General features: G+C 75.5%; 14 protein-coding genes. 9 read left to right on the top strand and 5 right to left on the bottom strand.

Features of this window, described 5'->3' with window-relative positions:
• Positions 1-288: 288 nt before the first annotated feature.
• The 3 genes from LO771_RS08435 to ssd all read right to left on the bottom strand — a co-directional run bounded on the left by LO771_RS08435 (position 289) and on the right by ssd (position 3778).
• Positions 289-1209 carry a type II secretion system F family protein gene (locus tag LO771_RS08435; RefSeq protein WP_230649331.1) on the bottom strand — a complete coding sequence of 307 codons (921 nt, stop codon included), beginning with the start codon at positions 1207-1209 and terminating at the stop codon, positions 289-291.
• A complete protein-coding gene (locus tag LO771_RS08430) occupies positions 1206-2426 on the bottom strand; it encodes a TadA family conjugal transfer-associated ATPase (RefSeq protein ID WP_230649528.1) in 1221 nt (406 codons plus the stop codon). Before LO771_RS08430 ends, LO771_RS08435 begins: the two co-directional genes overlap by 4 nt.
• Positions 2427-2665: 239 nt before the next feature.
• Positions 2666-3778 (bottom strand): septum site-determining protein Ssd, encoded by a 1113-nt coding sequence (gene ssd, locus LO771_RS08425; protein WP_230649328.1) that lies wholly within the window; start codon positions 3776-3778, stop codon positions 2666-2668.
• A 667-nt stretch (positions 3779-4445) separates the two neighbouring features.
• Here ssd and LO771_RS08420 point away from each other — a divergent pair.
• Entirely contained in the window at positions 4446-5318 is an 873-nt protein-coding gene (locus LO771_RS08420) for an HAD family hydrolase (RefSeq protein WP_374228110.1), read from the top strand.
• 497 nt (positions 5319-5815) lie between these two features.
• Here the strand turns inward: LO771_RS08420 and LO771_RS08415 are convergent, their stop codons facing one another.
• Positions 5816-6727: an oxidoreductase gene (locus LO771_RS08415; protein WP_230649326.1), complete on the bottom strand. Its 912-nt coding sequence runs from the start codon at positions 6725-6727 to the stop codon at positions 5816-5818.
• Between the two features lie 370 nt (positions 6728-7097).
• On the opposite strand from LO771_RS08415, the gene LO771_RS08410 reads away from it, so the two are divergent.
• The 7 genes from LO771_RS08410 (at position 7098) to LO771_RS08380 (ending at position 15303) form a co-directional block, all read left to right on the top strand.
• Positions 7098-8093: an ATP-binding protein gene (locus LO771_RS08410; RefSeq protein WP_230649325.1), complete on the top strand. Its 996-nt coding sequence runs from the start codon at positions 7098-7100 to the stop codon at positions 8091-8093.
• 327 nt (positions 8094-8420) lie between these two features.
• The gene (locus tag LO771_RS08405) at positions 8421-9251 is read left to right on the top strand and encodes a carbonic anhydrase (protein ID WP_374228100.1); all 831 of its coding nucleotides are present in this window, start codon (positions 8421-8423) and stop codon (positions 9249-9251) included.
• A 212-nt stretch (positions 9252-9463) separates the two neighbouring features.
• Positions 9464-11419: an acetate--CoA ligase gene (acs, locus tag LO771_RS08400; RefSeq protein WP_230649324.1), complete on the top strand. Its 1956-nt coding sequence runs from the start codon at positions 9464-9466 to the stop codon at positions 11417-11419.
• Between the two features lie 343 nt (positions 11420-11762).
• The gene (gene nhaA, locus LO771_RS08395; RefSeq protein WP_230649323.1) at positions 11763-13082 is read left to right on the top strand and encodes a Na+/H+ antiporter NhaA; all 1320 of its coding nucleotides are present in this window, start codon (positions 11763-11765) and stop codon (positions 13080-13082) included.
• A gap of 212 nt (positions 13083-13294) precedes the next feature.
• Complete coding sequence (locus LO771_RS08390) at positions 13295-13768, top strand: phage holin family protein (RefSeq protein WP_230649322.1); 474 nt, start codon at positions 13295-13297, stop codon at positions 13766-13768.
• Between the two features lie 128 nt (positions 13769-13896).
• Positions 13897-14844, top strand: coding sequence for an alpha/beta fold hydrolase (locus tag LO771_RS08385; protein WP_230649321.1), 948 nt, complete (start codon positions 13897-13899; stop codon positions 14842-14844).
• Positions 14845-15099: 255 nt separating this feature from the next.
• Positions 15100-15303 carry a hypothetical protein gene (locus LO771_RS08380; RefSeq protein ID WP_230649320.1) on the top strand — a complete coding sequence of 68 codons (204 nt, stop codon included), beginning with the start codon at positions 15100-15102 and terminating at the stop codon, positions 15301-15303.
• A gap of 135 nt (positions 15304-15438) precedes the next feature.
• On the opposite strand, the gene LO771_RS08375 is transcribed toward LO771_RS08380, so the two are convergent.
• Complete coding sequence (locus tag LO771_RS08375) at positions 15439-16623, bottom strand: MarP family serine protease (RefSeq protein ID WP_230649319.1); 1185 nt, start codon at positions 16621-16623, stop codon at positions 15439-15441.
• 236 nt (positions 16624-16859) lie between these two features.
• On the opposite strand from LO771_RS08375, the gene LO771_RS08370 reads away from it, so the two are divergent.
• Complete coding sequence (locus LO771_RS08370) at positions 16860-18449, top strand: MDR family MFS transporter (protein WP_304944772.1); 1590 nt, start codon at positions 16860-16862, stop codon at positions 18447-18449.
• Positions 18450-18490 lie beyond the last annotated feature (41 nt).

Raw genomic sequence — 18490 nt, 5'->3', positions numbered from 1 at the left:
CCTCGTGGGTCCTGTGCCGCGCCACGGCCACGGCCGGAACCGCAGAGCGCGCGGCCGCCCCCTCGAAGGGCGCCCCTTCCCGGCGGTGACGCCGTCCGACACGGCCGTCCGACTCCGTCCCTCCCGCCGGGACCGTCGGGGCCGTCGGGGCCGTCGGGGCCGCCGTACGGCTTCCCCGGCACGGACCAGGACCCACACGGCGGCCGGCGCTGCCGCGACGGCAGCGAACTGAGCACTCATCAGGGAATCCCTCCTTGCAGCGGGGCACATCCCGCTCGGCTCGGGTGGTCAGCACGCCTCCACGCCCTCCGCCGCACGCACGATCCGGGCCGTCCAGAGGAGTCCGGCCGCCTCCAGGGCCGCGCCCGCGACGAGGCAGCCCAACCCCGCGGGCGTGTGCAGCAGCATGTGCAGCGGATCGGCGCCGAGGGCACCGCCCAGCAGCAGGCCGACCGCCGGGAGCACGGCGAGCAGCGCCGCCGTCGTCCGCGGACCGGCCAGCTCACCCCGGACGGTCTCCCGCAGCGCACGGTCGGCGCGCAGCGCCTCCGCCACCCGGTCGAGGGCGTCGGCCAGGCCGGCCCCGCTGTCGGACGCCACCTGCCAGCAGGCCGCGATCGCCGCCGCACCGCCCGCTCCGGGGAGCCGGGCCGTCCGGCGCAGGGCCTCCGGCACGTCTCCGGCGAAGCGTGCGGCCGCCAGCAGGACGGTGGTGTCGAGGCCGGCGCGGCACAGCACCCGGTGGGAGGGTCCGCCCGGCGCCGTCACGGAGGCCATGGCCCGGTCGGGCACCGCTCCGGTGCGCAGTCCGGCGGCGAGGGCGGTGCACAGTTCCACGACGGCGGCCTCCCGCCGGTCCCGGCGGCGGCGTTCGTGCAGGCCGAGCCGCCACCGCCGCACCGGCCGCAGGGCGGCCGCTCCCCCCAGCAGCGGGACGGGTGAGCGGAGCGCCCAGCCGACGAGGAGGCCGACGGGCAGGAGCAGGAGTTCGGGCGCCGTCCACCGGAGGTGCCGGACGCCGCGGCCGAGAGCGGCGGTCCACCGCTCCGGCGCGGGACCGGACACCCCGCCCCCCGGGCCGCCGCCCGCCGGGGCACCGCCGCCGAGGAGGCGCCGCCGGATGCGCCCGCGACGGACCACGGCACGGTGGGCCCCCACGGCGGACAGGCCCAGCAGCGCCGCCCAGGGCAGCCCGGCACCGGCGGTCACCACGGGAGTCCTGCGGCCGGGTCCACGCCGCGGACGGCGCAGCGCGAGACCAGGTGGTTCCAGCCCGGTCCGGGGCCGAACCCCCCGTCCGGCTGGAACACGGCGGCAGGCACGGTCACCGCGAACCCCGCCCGGTCGCGTACCAGCACATGCACGCCGGCCACCCGCCGCAGGCCGCTTCCGGGATGGCGCACCAGGTGGACCACCGCGTCCAGGGCGGCGCACAGCTGGCTGTGCAGGGCGGCGCGGTCGAGCCCCGCCATGGACCCCAGGGCCTCCAGCCGCGCCGGGACGTCGGCCCCGGTGTTGGCATGGACCGTGCCGCAGCCGCCCTCGTGGCCGGTGTTGAGGGCGCTGAGCAGGTCCAGGACCTCGGGGCCGCGGACCTCGCCGACCACCAGCCGGTCGGGCCTCATCCGCAGCGCCTGGCGCACGAGGTCACGCAGGTCGACACGGCCCAGCCCCTCCTGGTTGGGCGGCCTGGCCTCCAGGCGGACCACGTGCGGGTGGGCCGGCCGCAGCTCCGCGGAGTCCTCGGCGAGCACGATCCGCTCACCGGGGTCCACCAGGCCGAGGAGGGCCGAGAGAAGGGTCGTCTTGCCGCTTCCCGTACCGCCGCTGACCAGGAAGGAGAGACGGGCGTCGACGAGGGCGCGCAGCAGGTGCGCGCCGTGCGGGGAGAGGGATCCCGCCCCGGTCAGCTCCTCCAGGGTGAAGGCCCGGGCACGGGACACGCGGAGCGAGATGTGGGTGCACCCCACGGCTGTCGGCGGCAGAACGGCGTGTAGGCGTGTGCCGTCCGGCAGGCGGGCGTCCGCCCACGGGCGCGCGTCGTCCAGTCTGCGCCCGGCCGCGGTCGCCAGACGCTGCGCCAGCCGGCGCACGGCGGCGGCGTCGGGGAAGGACACGCCCTCCGCCCTGGTGAGGCCGCACCCGCGGTCGACCCAGACCTCGTCGGGTGCGTTGACCAGGACGTCGGTCACCTGGGGATCGGCGAGCAGGGGATCGAGAGGTCCCGCTCCGACGATCTCCGCCCGCAACGCGTGCACGGCCGCCATGAGCTGCTCACCGCCGAGCGGGGCATGCTCGGCCCGCAGCGCTGCGGCGACGGAGGCGGTGGTGGGCTCCGCGCCCGCCTCCGCGAGGCGGAGCCGCACCGCGTCGACCAGCGCGGCGGGCTGCGGAGGGGCTGCCGGTTCCCTCGGCCTTCCCCGCAGCGGTCGGGGCGCGTCCCCGGTATGCGTTCCGGCCTCCCGCAGCGGAGGGCCGGGCGTCGGGGGCCCGCCGGATCCCGGCCTCCCGGCGGCGGACACCCCGGCGCACGCCCCGGCCGGTCCTGCCCCTGCCCCTGCCTCTGCTCCTGCTCCTGCTCCTGCTCCTGCTCCGAGGATGCGGCGGCCGATCCGCCGCCGCCCGGCTTCCGCTCCCACGAGCGGACCGCCTGCGTGTCCGCGCGTCATGCGACCGCACTCCGGCCGGCGGCCGGCGGCACGGCCCGAGCAAGGAACGCCGAGCAGAACCGGGCGAGCGGTCCTCTCTCGCGCAGTCCCGGCGGGGTCCCCCGCTCGACGTCCGCGGCCAGGCCCGGCTCGCCGGGCAGCTCGCCCGCCAGGTCCATCCGAAGGCCGCGGGCGACCTCTGCGGCGTCGAGCCCGGGGCAGGCGGGCGTCCGGACCACGGCCCGCAGGTCGGAGAGCCGCATCCGGGCCGCGGCGGCGACGCGGCCCGCCGCCGCCACGGCCCGCAGTTCCGCCGGTACGACCAGCAGGCCGGTGTCGGCCTGCTCCAGTGCCTCCGCGGCGGCGGGGTCGAGGTGGCGGGGGAGGTCGAGGACGACCAGCCCGCCGCGTCGGCGCGCGGCGGCCAGCACGGAGCGCATGGCGTCGGGCGGGATGGCGAGGATGTCGCTGCGGTCCCACGAGAGGGCGGCGAGGCGGTGCAGGCTGGGAAGCGCCTTCTCCAGTTCGTGGCCGTTGACCCGGCCCCGGGAGCCGGCGAGGTCCGGCCAGCGGAGCCCGGAGGCTCCCTCGCCGCCGAGCAGCACGTCGAGGCCGCCGCCGAGCGGATCCCCGTCGATGAGCATGGTGCGGTGCCCCTCGCGGGCGGCGGTCACGGCGAGCGCGCAGGCGAGCGTGGAGGCGCCGGCACCTCCCCGGCCGCCGAGCACGGCGACGGTCAGCGCGTGGGCTCCCACCCCCTCGGCGGCGTCCGCGATGCGGTCCAGCAGCCACGTCTCCGCGTCGGGCAGGAAGAGCACGTGGTCGGCGCCCACGCCGACCGCCCGCACCCACACCTCGCAGTCGTCGAGGTCCCGGCCGATGAGCAGCACCCCCTCGCGGCGCGGCAGGTCGGAGCAGCACCCGGCGAGGTCGTCGCCGACCAGGGCGAGCGGCGCGCTCTCCCACTGGCGCCGGGTCGGCGGCGCACCCCGTACCACGACCGGCTCGGCGCCCGCCGCGGTGCAGATCCTGAGCAGGCGCTCGACCAGCTCCTCGTCCCCGCTGATGATCAGTGGTCCGGTGACCGGGGGGATCCCGGAGGGTCCGTGGTGCGTCGACGGCTCGGCCATGGTCGTCTCCCCGTGTGGCGGTTCCCCGCGGACCGGCCGGTCCGCGGGACTCCACGGTGGGACCGGCCGCACACCGCCGCCAGCAGCGGTCCACGGGCTGGGGAAAACGCCGGGCTGTGGAAAACGGGGCTCACCCTCCCGGGTGATCTCCGTGCCGCCGGCCGGCCGCGGGGAACCCCTGCCGGGTGCTGCTCGTCCCACCGGTCGATGCCGGTTCGCGGCCCGGTCGGTGGTCAACAGGCCGGTCGGCGGGCGGCGGGACGCACGGGTGCGGAAGTGGAGGAGGGCGGGCGGGGTGCACGGCGGCGGGGACGGCCGACGGGCCCGGAACGACGGAGGGTGCCCGGCGGGCGGCGGGAAGGCGGGCCGGCCGGTACGGCGCACACACCAGTACCAGGCAGGCAGCTACGCAAAGTGACGGCTGGTGGGCCTGCGCGCGGCGGCGGCCTGCAGGCGCGGAGCGGGGAGGCGGGCGGACCGAACGCATCCGGACATGCGACGACCCCCGCCGGGGGGGAGAGCGGGGGTCGTCATCCTCGGCCGACTCGGGGGGGAGGAGTCGGACCGGGTTAGCACGGTCGCGAACGATCCGTGACTTCCATGGTGTACCCGAGGGCCCCGAAACACAAACCCGCGTGCCCGGGAGTACGCCGAATGGCGGCCCCCTATCCTCGACCCCGTGGAGAACCAGGCCGAACCCCCAGCAGGCCCGGAGGAGCACGCTTTCCGGACGCCTCGCCCGACCCGTACCGCAGCCTTCTTCGACCTCGACAAGACCATCATCGCCAAGTCGAGCGCACTCGCCTTCAGCAGACCCCTCTACCGGGGCGGCCTGATCAACCGGCGGGCCGTGCTGCGGAGCTCGTACGCCCAGTTCGTCTTCCTGGTGGGAGGCGCGGACCACGACCAGATGGAGCGGATGCGCCAGTACCTCTCGGCGCTCTGCCGCGGCTGGGACGTGCAGCAGGTGCGGGAGATCGTGGCGGAGACGCTGCACGGCCTGATCGACCCGCTGATCTACGACGAGGCGGCCTCGCTGATCGAGGGGCACCACGCGGCCGGCCGCGACGTGGTCATCGTCAGCAGCTCCGGTTCGGAGCTCGTCGGGCCGATCGGGGAGATGCTGGGCGCCGACCACGTCATCGCCACCCGTCTGGAGGAGCGCGACGGCCGCTACACGGGCGAGATCGAGTACTACGCCTACGGGGAGAACAAGGCCGCCGCCATCAGGGAGCTGGCCGAGGCCGAGGACTACGACCTGTCCCGCTGCCACGCCTACAGCGACTCGGTCACCGACCTGCCGCTCCTGGAGGCCGTGGGCCACCCGTCCGCGGTCAACCCGGACCGGGGGCTGCGGCGCGAGGCGCTGGCCCGCGACTGGCCGGTGCTCACGTTCAGCAGACCGGTGCAGCTGCGCCGCCGGATCCCCTCCTTCCGGGTGCCCAGCGGGCCGGTCCTGGCCGGAGCGGCGGTCGCCGCGGCCGCCACGGCCGCCGGCCTCGTCTGGTACAGCGCCCGGCGCCGCGCGCAGACGGTCTGACCCACGGCTCCCGTGCGGCGGCTCGCCGCGCCCCGCCGCACGGGAGCGGCTGCGGGAACGCGACCGATGGGCAAAACGCCCGAAAGCCGTCAGAACCGCCCCGGGCGGACGGAGGGCGAAGAACGGCGGCCCCGGGGTTTCGCTCGCCCGGAAACAGCGCTACAAAGGAAGCAACGGCCCGCGAGACCCGACGGAACCGCTCAGGAACCGTTGCAGACGCAGTCCTGGCCCCACGGACCGAGCACAGAACCGGGCACCCACGTGCAGCCGACCCGCCAACCGGGCCGCCGCACCAGGCAGAGGGCAGAGATCCCCGCCTGATGGGCACGACAAGGCGCACGCATGGTCACCCGGCGACCGTGCCAGTGGCGGCACCTCTTCGAGAGGTGCCGCCGCATTGCGTGTCGGGGGCCGTCCGCGCGCGGGAGCCGTCCGCGAACGGACGGCGCCGCCCCCGCCCGGCGGGGGCCGGGCGGCCCGGAGGCCGGACGGACGGGTCAGACCATGCCCCGCTGCATCGCCTCGCAGACCGCGGTGCTCTCCCTGACCCCGAGGCGCAGGGCGCGCCCGCAGTGGGTGATCCAGGCCGCCATCCCCTCCGCGGTGCCCGAGGCGTACCCGGCCAGCGCGGCGCGGTAGGCCTCGGTGCCGAGCTCGGCGAGACCGACCTCGGCCGGGCAGATCGCCTTGGGGTCGAGGCCCTCCGCGATCAGCACGATCCGCTGCGCGCCCCGCGCCACGAGGCCGTTGCCGGAGGTGAAGGGCCGCAGCACCATCAGCTCGCCGTGCACCACGGCGGCGGTCACCAGCGCCGGCGCGGTCCGGGCGCCGGGCCCGGCGCCCGCGCGGTCGGCACGTGCCGCCAGGAGCACCGCCAGCTGGTCCAGCCGGGCCGCCGCCTCGGCGGCGGGGGGCGGGGCGGGCAGCCCGGCCGGGGCCGGGAACGGCGCCGGGGCGGCCTCCCCGAGGGTCTCGGAGGCGGCGACCTCCGCGGGGAACAGCTCGGCCGCCGGCTCGCCGGCCCGGCGCGGGCGCCCGACGTCCGGGGCGTCGTCCCCCGCGGCCAGCAGGTGAAGGCGCGCCAGGACCTGCAGCGGGGAGGTGCGCCAGACGCTCAGCAGCTGCCCGGCATCCGCGGCGAGCCGCAGCGCGCCGCCCACGGTCCGGGCCTCGGCGCCGGTCCCGAAGTCGGTGCGCCGCCGGACCTCCTCCAGCGGCCAGTCGGCGCCGTCCAGGGCGGCCGAGGCGCGGGCGCCCCGGAGGGCGGCCTCGGAGGTGACCTCGGCCGCGCGGCGGCGCATCACCCGGTGTCCGTAGAGCCGGTCGACGGCACGCCGGACCTCGGCGACGGCCTCCGGCACGCCGGGCAGGTCGGCGAGCGGGGCGAGGGGATCAGCTGCAGTGCTCACGCGGTCGAGCGTACGGACCGGTCGGGCACACGGCGTCCCCGGGTCCCGCACTCCGCCGCGTCGCCTCCATGCCGCACCCGGACGCCGTGCGGGACACCGCACCGGGACACCGCACCGGGACACGGGGTCGGGACGCAGGATCGGGGGCCGTGCCGGGGCGCGGGCCGCCGGGCCGGACCGCCCGCTGCGCGCGGCTGCATGGTCCCCGGGCGGTGGGCGGTCCCGGGCCGCACCCGCCCGGGACGTCACTCGTTCGGACCAATCGGGCGCTTCCGTGATCACCCGGAGCCTCCACACCGCTACCATGTGCGCTATCGAAGACGATAACTATTGTCGTCTTCAGTCCACGCCCCCAACGGAAGCCCGCACCATGAAGATCGCCTTCGTCGGCAAGGGCGGCAGCGGCAAGACCACGCTGTCGTCGCTGCTCGTCCGCCACCTCGCCGCCGCCGGCCGCCCGGTCGTCGCCGTGGACGCCGACATCAACCAGCACCTCGGCACGGCCCTGGGGCTCGACGAGGCGCAGGCCGCCGGACTGCCCGCCATGGGCGGCGAACTCCCCCACATCAAGGAGTACCTGCGCGGGGACAACCCGCGGATCGCCTCCGCCGAGCAGATGATCAAGACCACCCCGCCCGGCCGCGGCTCCCGCCTGGTGCGCATCGACGAGGACAACCCCCTGTACGACCGGTGCGCCCGCCCGGTCACCCTGGAGGGCGGCACGGTGCGACTGATGGCCACCGGCGCCTTCGCCGAGGACGACCTCGGGGTGTCCTGCTACCACTCCAAGGTCGGGGCCGTGGAGCTCTACCTGAACCACCTCGTCGACGGTCCCGGCGAGTACGCCGTGGTCGACATGACCGCGGGCTCGGACTCCTTCGCCTCCGGCCTGTTCACCCGCTTCGACGTGACCTTCCTGGTGGCCGAGCCGACCCGCAAGGGGGTCTCCGTCTACCGGCAGTACAAGGAGTACGCCCGCGACTACGGCGTCGCGCTCCGGGTGGTCGGCAACAAGGTGCAGGGCCCGGACGACCTCGCCTACCTGCGGCGCGAGGCCGGTGACGACCTCATCGCCTCCTTCGGGCACTCCGACTGGGTCCGCCGCCTCGACCAGGGCGCGGACCTGTGCCTGGCCGACCTGGAGGAGGAGAACCGCCGGGTCCTGCGCACCCTCCAGGAGGAGGCGGACGCGGCCCACACCGGGCGCGACTGGGAGCGCTACACCCGCCAGGCGGTCCACTTCCACCTGCGCAACGCCGAGAGCTGGGGCAACGCCAGGACCGGCGTGGACCTCGCCACCCAGGTGGACCCCGGCTTCACACTGGGCCGGCGGCACCTGCGGGCCGAGGCCCCGGCGGCCGTCTGACCGCACCCGACCCCGCCGCCGTCCCCTGCGGGCCGGGCGCCCCCTCCGCACACCGGCGGAGGGGGCGCCGCGCCGTGCACCCGCGGCGGCCGGGAGGCCGGCCCGTCCCGGGCGGGCGGGACGGACGCCCCGACAGCCGCCGCCCCGGCCGGCGGACGGCGCACAGGGCCGGTCACAGGGCCGGACGCAGTGGGCGGACCGTCACCCGCCAGGGCGAACTTCCCTCCGGGCTGCAGCGGCGACGATCACGCCGGGCGAGAATTCCATTACTCTCCGTTTGCCATTCCTTGCCGATTCTTTATCGTCCCGGCGATCGACAGGAACGACATGACACCCGACGCCCGGCCCACACTCCCCTCACCCGCCACGCCCCGGCCCGCAACCCCGGCGGCCGACCACGCCCGCTTCCGCCCCTGGTCCTCCTGGCTCGGCCACCGCACCCGGAGCCCCCGCACGGGCGGCGCCGGCGCCGCGCTCGACCACCTGGTGGGCGGGGTCCGGCGCTTCCAGCGGCACACCGCCCCCCTGGTCCGCCAGGAGCTGGCCCGGCTGGCCCGGGAGGGCCAGGCCCCGTCGCAGCTCTTCGTGGGCTGCGCGGACTCGCGGATGGTGACCAGCATGATCACCAGCAGCGGTCCGGGCGACCTGTTCACCGTCCGGAACGTCGGCAACCTCGTACCGCCCCCGCAGGGGTGCGGCACGCCCGGGGAGCCGGGCGACGACTCGGTGGGCGCGGCCGTGGAGTACGCGGTCGAGGTGCTGCGCGTCCGGTCGGTGACGGTCTGCGGGCACTCCGGCTGCGGCGCCATGCAGGGGCTGCTCCGGGGCGCGCACCGGCCGTCCGGGGAGACCACCCCGCTCGGGCGCTGGCTGCGCAACGGGGGCGCGTCGCTGGCCCGGGCGCAGCGGGAGCCCGCCCGCTTCGCGGACCGGCCCGCGGACGAGCTGGAGCGCCTCTGCCTGTCGAACGTGGTGCAGCAGCTGGAGAACCTGGCCGCCCATCCCGCCGTGCGGTCCCGCACGGCGGACGGCGGCCCGGACGGCCTGGAGCTGGTGGGGATGTACTTCGACATCGCGGCGGCGCAGGCGTACCTGCTGGACCCGGCGTCGGGGGTGTTCCGCCCGGTGTGCGCGGAGGAGGCCGGCAGCGCCGCCTGACGTCCCCGCACGGCGCCCCTCCCCCGCCGCGCCGCCGCACCGCCGCCCCCGGCCGCCCACCGCCGCCGGGGGCGGTCCGCTCCCGGCGCCCACCATCCCGAGAGGTCTGGACCAATTCTGCAGGGGACCCTTGTCAGCATGCCTCCCCTCCTGGTGAGGTAGGTCACGGGACGATGGGACCATCCCGCGATCATCTCGATGAGGAGTGCGCGTTGAGCAACGAGAGCCTGGCCAACCTGCTCAAGGAGGAGCGCCGCTTCGCCCCGCCCGCGGAGCTGGCCGCAGCCGCCAACGTCACCGCCGCCGCGTACGGGCAGGCCTCGGCCGACCGGCTCGGCTTCTGGGCGGAGCAGGCCCGCCGCCTCAGCTGGGCGGTGGAGCCCACCGAGACCCTGGACTGGTCCAACCCGCCGTTCGCGAAGTGGTTCGCCGACGGGAAGCTCAACGTCGCGTACAACTGCGTCGACCGCCACGTCGAGGCCGGCCTCGGCGACCGCGTCGCCATCCACTTCGAGGGCGAGCCCGGCGACGGCCGCAGCATCACCTACGCCGAGCTCAAGGACGAGGTCTCCCGGGCCGCCAACGCCCTGCTGGAGCTCGGCGTCGGCAAGGGCGACCGGGTGGCGGTCTACCTGCCGATGATCCCCGAGGCCGTGGTGGCGATGCTGGCCTGCGCCCGGATCGGCGCCGCCCACTCCGTGGTCTTCGGCGGGTTCTCGGCCGACGCGGTCGCCTCCCGCATCCAGGACGCCGACGCCAGGCTGGTGATCACCGCCGACGGCGGGTACCGGCGCGGCGCCCCGAGCGCCCTCAAGCCCGCCATCGACCAGGCCCTGGAGCGCTGCCCCGGCGTGGAGCACGTGCTGGTGGTCCGCCGGACCGGCCAGGAGACCGCCTGGACCGAGGGCCGCGACGTGTGGTGGCACGACGCCGTCGGCCGCCAGTCCGCCGAGCACACCCCCGAGGCGCACGACGCCGAGCACCCGCTCTTCATCCTGTACACCTCGGGCACCACGGGGAAGCCCAAGGGCATCCTGCACACCTCCGGCGGCTACCTGACCCAGGCCGCCTACACGCACCACGCGGTCTTCGACCTCAAGCCGGAGACCGACGTCTACTGGTGCACGGCCGACATCGGCTGGGTCACCGGGCACTCGTACATCGTCTACGGGCCGCTGGCCAACGGCGCCACCCAGGTGATCTACGAGGGCACCCCGGACCACCCGCACCAGGGCCGCTTCTGGGAGATCGTGCAGAAGTACGGCGTCAGCATCCTCTACACGGCGCCGACCGCGATCCGCACCTTCATGAAGTGGGGCGACGACATCCCCGCCAAGTTCGACCTGTCCAGCCTGCGGGTGCTCGGCAGCGTCGGCGAGCCGATCAACCCCGAGGCGTGGGTCTGGTACCGGGAGAAGATCGGCGGGGGCCGCTGCCCGGTCGTCGACACCTGGTGGCAGACCGAGACCGGCGCCATGATGATCAGCCCGCTGCCGGGCGTCACCGAGACCAAGCCGGGCTCCGCCCAGCGCCCGCTGCCCGGCATCGCCGCCACGGTCGTGGACGACGAGGCCCGCGAGGTGCCGAACGGATCCGGCGGCTACCTCGTGCTGACCGAGCCGTGGCCGTCCATGCTGCGCACCGTCTGGGGCGACGACCAGCGGTACGTCGACACCTACTGGTCGCGCTTCGAGGGCCGCTACTTCGCCGGCGACGGCGCGAAGAAGGACGAGGACGGCGACATCTGGCTGCTCGGCCGGGTGGACGACGTGATGCTGGTCTCCGGCCACAACATCTCCACCACGGAGGTGGAGTCGGCCCTCGTCTCCCACCCGAAGGTCGCCGAGTCGGCCGTGGTCGGCGCCGCCGACCCGACGACCGGCCAGGCCATCGTGGCCTTCGTGATCCTGCGCGGCACGGCGGCCGACAGCGCCGACCTGGCCGCCGAGCTGCGCGACCACGTCGGCCGCACGCTGGGCCCGATCGCCAAGCCCAAGCGGATCCTCGTCGTGGGCGAGCTGCCGAAGACGCGCTCCGGCAAGATCATGCGGCGGCTGCTGCGCGACGTCGCGGAGAACCGCGCGCTGGGCGACGTCACCACCCTCACGGACTCCTCGGTGATGGACCTCATCCAGGCCAAGCTGCCGAGCGCCCCCGGCGAGGACTGACGTCCGCGGGGGCGCCCCGGGACGCCTCCGACCCGGACCGCCCGTCGGCCCGCGGCCGCCCCGGCACCCGCCGGGGCGGCCGCGTCCGTGTGCGGCCGCGTCCGTGTGGGGCGGGGTGCTGTGCGGCGGGGTGCTGTGCGGCGGGGTGCGTGGGCGGCGCCGGGCGGACGGCGGTGCGGCCCCGGCGGGAGGTCCGCGCGGCGGTCTCGCACAGGACTGCCCCGAGGGTGCGCGGGTAGGGTGTGACCAGGGGCTCGGCCCCGAAGAGGCGCGCCGGGAAGTCTGGTCGGCACCACACCACAGGTGTGTCCGCATCCCGCCGATCCGCCCAGGAGGTCCCCGCGTGGCCACCGCCCCGCCCCGCCGCTCCGGTCCCCGCCAGCTGTTCGGCCTCCTCTCGCTGCCCGAGCGGAACTTCGTGGTCGACGCCCTGCGCACCGAGACCGTGGGCGGCGTCCTGCTGCTCGCCGCCGCCGTGGTGGCGCTGCTGTGGGCGAACGTCTGGCCGCACGCCTACGAGAGCGTCCGGGACATCACCGTCGGGCCGTCCGGCCCGCTGCACCTCGACCTCTCCCTGGAGGCGTGGGCCGAGGACGGGCTGCTGACGGTCTTCTTCTTCGTCGCCGGCATCGAGCTCAAGCGCGAACTGGTCGCCGGGGACCTGCGCGACCCGAAGGCGGCGGCGCTGCCCGTGGTGGCGGCGGTGTGCGGCATGGCGGTCCCCGCGCTGGTCTACGCGGGGGTGAACCTCGGCGGCGGACACCTGCACGGCTGGGCGATCCCCACCGCCACCGACATCGCCTTCGCCCTCGGGGTGCTCGCGGTCGTCGGCACCCACCTGCCGTCGGCGCTGCGCGCCTTCCTGCTCACCCTCGCGGTCGTCGACGACCTCGGCGCCATCCTGGTCATCGCCGTCCTCTACACCTCCGCCATCACGCTCTGGGCACTGCTGGGCGCCGCCGCCGGGCTCGTCCTCTTCGGCGTGCTGCACCGGCGGCGGGTCCGCGGCTGGTACGTCTACGTGCCGCTGGGGGTGGCGGTCTGGGCGCTCATGCACGAGAGCGGGGTGCACGCCACGGTGGCCGGGGTCGCCATGGGCCTGCTGCTGCGCTGCACCCGGGACGAGGGCGAGGACCGCTCCCCCGCGGAGCGGATCGAGCACCGGGTGCGGCCCTTCTCCGCCGGGTTCTGCGTGCCCGTCTTCGCGTTGTTCGCGGCCGGGGTGGCCGTCTCGCCGACCGCGCTGGGGCAGGTCTTCACCGAGGCCGCCCCGCTGGGCGTGGTGCTGGGGCTCGCCGTCGGCAAGGTGCTCGGCGTCTTCGGCGGCACCTGGCTCGCCGCCCGGTTCACCCGGGCCGAGCTCAACCCCTCGCTGCGCTGGTCCGACCTGTACGCGCTGGCCACCCTCGCCGGCATCGGCTTCACCGTCTCGCTGCTGATCAGCGAGCTGGCCTTCCCCGGCGACCCGGAACTCGCGGCCCGGGCGAAGGCGGCGGTCCTGGTGGGCTCGCTCTTCTGCGCCCTGCTGGCGAGCGTGCTGCTGCGGCTGCGCAACCGCCACTACCGGCAGCTGTGGGAGGACGAGGAGCGCGACGAGGACCACGACGGCATCCCGGACGTGTACCAGGTCCCCGAGTCCCGGCCGGTGCGGGGCGAGGGGTGAGCGGCGGGGGCGGCCGACCGGGGACGGCCGGGGAGGGGTGACCGGCGAAGGACGACCGCTGAGGGACGGCCGGCGAGGGGGCGCCGGGACGGCGGGGAGGCCGCCCGAGTGAGGGGCGCGCCGGGCGGGCAGGGGTCGAGTGGTGGCCGCAGGGCCGGTGAGGGCATGATCTGAGGGCGTGTCGCAACGCCCTGTCAACGAGGAGGAACGCGATGTCCGCAGGAGTCGACGGCCTGTCCACGAGCGGGAGCACCGCGTTCCACGACGGTGAGCGCTCGCTCGGCCGGCTGGTCTCGGCCGCGACGGCGGACCTCTCCTCGCTGGTCCACGACGAGATCGCCCTCGCGAAGGCGGAGATCCGGCAGGACGTGAAGCGCGGCGTGGCGGGCGGCGCGTCGCTGGCCGTGGCCGGGGTGGTCGCGCTGGCCGCCATCCCGATGCTGAGCTTCGCCGCCGCCTACGGCATCCACGCCCTGGGGATCACCCTGGGCTGGTCGTTCCTGATCGTGGGCGGCGCCTACCTGGTGCTGGCGGCGATCCTCGGCCTGGTGGCGATGCGCTCGTTCAAGAAGGTGGAGAAGCCGCAGCGCACCATCGAGGGCGCCAAGGCCACCGCGGACGTGCTGAGGAAGGCCCGGCCGCGCCCGGCGACCGCGCAGGAGAAGCGCGCCGTCCTGGAGCGCTGACACCGGCGCCCCGGCGGCGCTCTCCGACAGCGCCCGCGCGGGGGCCCGGGCCGGCTCCGCGCCGGGCGCGGGCTCCCCGCGCCGGGCGCCGCGCCCCTGTCGGGCGCCCGGTGTGACACTCTCTCGGTATGCCGCTCGACGAATCCCCCGCCACGCCCCACACCGGGGGCTCCTGGAACGTCCGTCTGGACGGGCCCTGGACGCACCGGGACGTGGCCGCCAACGGTGCCCGCTTCCACGTCGCCGAGCTGGGCGAGGGCCCGCTGGTGCTGCTGGTCCACGGCTGGCCGCAGTTCTGGTGGACCTGGCGCCACCAGCTGACGGCGCTCGCCGACGCCGGCTTCCGCGCCGTCGCCGTGGACCTGCGGGGTGTCGGCGGCAGCGACCGCACGCCGCGCGGCTACGACCCCTCGAACCTGGCGCTGGACATCACCGGCGTGATCCGTTCCCTGGGCGAGCGCGATGCCGCACTGGTCGGCCACGACACCGGGGGGTTCCTGGCGTGGGTGGCCGCCGTGATGCGGCCCTCGCTGGTCCGCGGCCTGGCGGTCGTCTCGGCCGCGCACCCGCGCCGGCTGCGGCGGGCCCTGCTCACCGACCGGCGGCAGCTGGCGGCGTACGAGCACGTGCTGGGCTTCCAGCGGCCGTGGGTGCCGGAGCGGCAGCTGGTCGCGGACGACGCGCAGCAGGTCGAGCGGTACCTGCGAGCCTGGACGGCGGGCGGCGGGCCGGACGAGAAGGCGGCCGCCGTCTACCGGCAGGCGATGCGGATCCCCAGCACGGCGCACTGCTCGATCGAGCCGTACCGCTGGCTGATGCGGTCGATGGCGCGGCCGGACGGCTTCCAGTTCTCGCGCCGGATGAAGCGGCCGGTGCGGGTGCCGACCCTGCACGTGCACGGCGCCCTGGACCCGGTGCTGCTGACGGACACGGCGGCCGGTTCGGGCGCGTACGTCGAGGCGCCGTACCGGTGGCTGCTGCAGGACGGGGTCGGGCACTTCCCGCACGAGGAGGACCCCGAGGGCTTCACGCGGGAGCTGGTGGCCTGGCTGCGCGAGGAGGCGGCGGGCCGCTGAGGCGGGCGCCGCGGATCGGGAGGCCTCGCGGACCGCGGGGTGGTGCGGACCGCGGGGTGGTGCGGACCGCGGGGTGGTGCGGACCGCGGGGTGGTGCGGACCGCGGGGTGGTGCGGACCGCGGGGTGGTGCGGATCGTGTGGGCGCCGCGTCGGCATCTTCACGATCTGACCATAAGTTAATAGGACGGATGCATAGGCCAATTGGAGGCCCCCGGGGGCGATTACCCCCCTGGAAGGCCGGGCATGGGTTCCGTATGACCTGGATGCACGAGCGCGCCCACGCGTCCCGGACCCGGCGCCGAACCACCGCGCCGACGCCCGCCCTCGACCAGCCCGCCGCCGACACGGGTGCGGCGGTGCTGTACCCCCGCGGGGACGGCCGGCTGGGCATCCCGCACATCATCGGGCGCCGCGCCCGCTGGATGACCGCCCGGCTGCGGCCGGGCGGGCGCGACTGACCCCGGGCGCCAGCGCCGCCCCAGGAGGCACACCGGCGGCCCCGGCCGCGCACGGCCGCACCGGTCCCGCACCCCCGTCCCCACCGCGCCGCCCCCGGGCCGGAGGCCCGGGACCGCGGGCCGCAGACCCGGAACTCAGAGGGCGCAGCCCTGCGTGTCCACCCGGGCCGTGGCGGCGGCGCCCTGCCGGGCGTCCGGCAGCACCTCGGCGGCGGTGAGCGCGTAGCCGGTGTCCGGGCTGTCCAGCGACTTGGCGAAGACCACGCCGTACACCCGGCCGTCGGGGGTCAGCAGCGGCCCGCCCGAGTTGCCCTGGCGGACCAGCGAGCGCACCGAGTAGACGTCGCGCACGACCTGGCCCCGGTGGTAGATGTCCGGGCCGTTGGCCTGGATGCGGCCGCGCAGCCGTGCGGGCTGGACGTTGAAGGAGCCGTTCTCGGGGAAGCCCGCGACGACGGCGCTGTCGTTGGTGCCCGCCTGCCCGGCGAAGCCCAGCGCGGGGGCGTCGAGCCGGGGCACGTCCAGGACGGCGATGTCGCGCTGCCAGTCGTACAGCACCACGGTGGCGTCGTAGAGGCGCCCCGCGCCGCCGAGCTGGACCGTGGGTTCGCGGACGCCGCCGACGACGTGGGCGTTGGTCATCACCCGGTGGGGGGCGAAGACGAAGCCCGTGCCCTCCAGGGTCTTGCTGCACCCGGGCGCGGTGCCGACCACCTTGACGATGGACCGGCGGGCGGTGGCCACCGCGACGCTGCCCGCGAGCGCCGGGTCGGGGGGCTGGACCTCGGTGATCGGCTCGTTCTCGAAGGGGTTGAACACCTGGGGGAAGCCGTTGCGGGCGAGCACCGAGCTGAAGTCCGAGAACCAGGTGGGCGCGCCGGGCGGCAGCGCCTCCTGCACGCCCCCGAGCACCCGGGAGGTGCGGACCTCCTTGGAGACCGTGGGCAGGGAGGTGCCGGCCAGGGCGGAGCCGATGAGCCAGGCGACCAGGAGCATCGCGGCGACGTTGACGACCGAGCCGCCCGCCGCGTCGACGACCTGGCCGCGCCGCCGGCCGATGCGGTTGCGCAGCTGCCAGCCGTAGTGGGTGGTGACGGCCTGCCCGATGGAGGCGAGCACGATGACCACCACCACGGCGACCACCGACGACGCCGTGCCGGGGGAGACGTGCTGCAGCACCAGGGGCAGCAGCTGCACCGCGACCAGCCCGCCGCCGAGGAAGCCCGCGACCGAGAGGACGCCGACCACGAAGCCCTGCCGGTAGCCGGACCAGGCGAAGCCGACAGCGGCGACGATCAGCAGTACATCCAGGACGTTCACCCGGACACCCTCCCACGGCTCTCCTCGCGCGGTGGGCGTTCGGCCCATGCACTGACTCCCCCGCCGCAGTCCCCATCATGCCCCGGGCATACGTCACGCCCACGTCCGCGGTTCACGGGGGCCGGACCCGCGGGCCGTCGCGGGGGAGGTGCGCGGGCCCGCACGAGGGAGGCGCGCGGGCCGCGCCGGGGTGGGCAGACAAGTTGCTCCGAGCAACTAAATGTGCTAAAACGAAAATGGTGCGAGAAGACTCGACCTCCCCCGCCCCCATGACCCACCGCCAGATCCTCGTGGTCATGGTGGGGCTCATGCTGGGCATGTTCCTGGCCGCGCTCGACCAGAGCATCGTCGGCACGGCCATGCCGAAGATCGTCAGCCAGTTCAACGGCCTGGACCACATGTCCTGGACCGTCACGGCGTACCTGCTGACCTCCACCGCCTCCGTCCCGCTGTACGGCAAGATCTCCGACCAGATCGGCCGCCGCCCCGTCTACCTCTTCGCCATCGTGATCTTCCTGGTCGGCTCCGCGCTGGCCGGCATGTCCCAGAACATGGGGCAGCTGATCGGCTTCCGCGCCGTCCAGGGCCTCGGCGGCGGCGGACTGATGTCGCTGTCGCTCGCGATCATCGGCGACGTCATCCCGCCCCGCGACCGGGGCCGCTACCAGGGCCTGTTCGGCGCGGTCTTCGCCGTGTCGAGCGTGGCCGGCCCGCTGCTCGGCGGGTTCTTCACCGACCACCTCAGCTGGCGGTGGATCTTCTACATCAACCTGCCGGTCGGCATCGTGGCGCTCTTCGTGGCCGCCACCGTGCTCAAGATCGACCAGCGCAAGCAGAAGCACGCCATCGACTGGACGGGCTCCGCGCTGCTGGTCGGCGGCGTCACCGCCCTGCTGCTGGTCACCTCCTGGAGCGGCACCGCCAACGGCTGGACCTCCGCCACCACCCTGCTGCTGGGCGCGGCCGGCGTCGTGGCGCTGGTGCTCTTCGCCCTGGTGGAGCGGCGCGCCGCGGAGCCGGTCATGCCGCCGCACCTCTTCCGCAACCACACCTTCTCCCTCACCAGCGGGATCGGCTTCGTCGTCGGCCTGGCGATGTTCGGCGCCATCATCTACCTGCCGATCTACCTGCAGGTCGTGCGCGGCGACTCGCCGACCGGCTCCGGCCTGCGCATGATCCCCATGATGGTCGGCATCCTCGGCGCCTCGATCATCTCCGGACGGGTGATCAGCAAGACCGGGAAGTACAAGGCGTGGCCGCTGGTGGGCACCGCCGTCACCGTCGTCGGGCTGGCGCTGCTCTCGCGCCTGCGGCTGGACACCTCGATGTGGCTCCTGGGCGCGTTCATGGTGCTGATGGGCATCGGCCTGGGCTGCGTGATGCAGGTGCTGGTCCTGGCCGTGCAGAACTCCGTCGAGATGAAGGACATGGGCGCGGCGACCGCCGGGTCGATGTTCTTCCGCTCGATCGGCGGCGCCTTCGGCACCGCGATCTTCGGCACCGTCCTCACCAGCCGGCTCAACCACCACATCGCCGAGGGCATGGCGGCGGCCGGGATCAGGACGCAGGGCGGCGGCCTCGCCTCCGGCGGCCAGGAGAAGCTGACCTCCGGCGGCCGGGCCGCGATCGAGCAGCTGCCCGCGCAGGTCCAGGACGTGGTCCTGAACGGCTTCGTCAAGGCGCTCGACGACCTGTTCCTGGTCGGCATCCCGTTCGTGGCGGTCGCCTTCGTGCTGTCGCTCTTCGTCCGCGAGGTGCCGCTGCGCGGCCACGGCGGGCCGGGCGCGGACCAGGCCGAGGCGGTCCCCGTCCCGGTCATGGAGTAGCGGGCCGGCCGGTACCGGCGTCCCCCCGGGGGGCGGGCACG

It is taken from the genome of Streptacidiphilus sp. ASG 303 (assembly GCF_020991365.1).
GTDB lineage: Bacteria > Actinomycetota > Actinomycetes > Streptomycetales > Streptomycetaceae > Peterkaempfera.
Note: the sequence above shows the minus strand (reverse complement) of the source record. Positions and strands in the feature narration are given on the sequence as shown.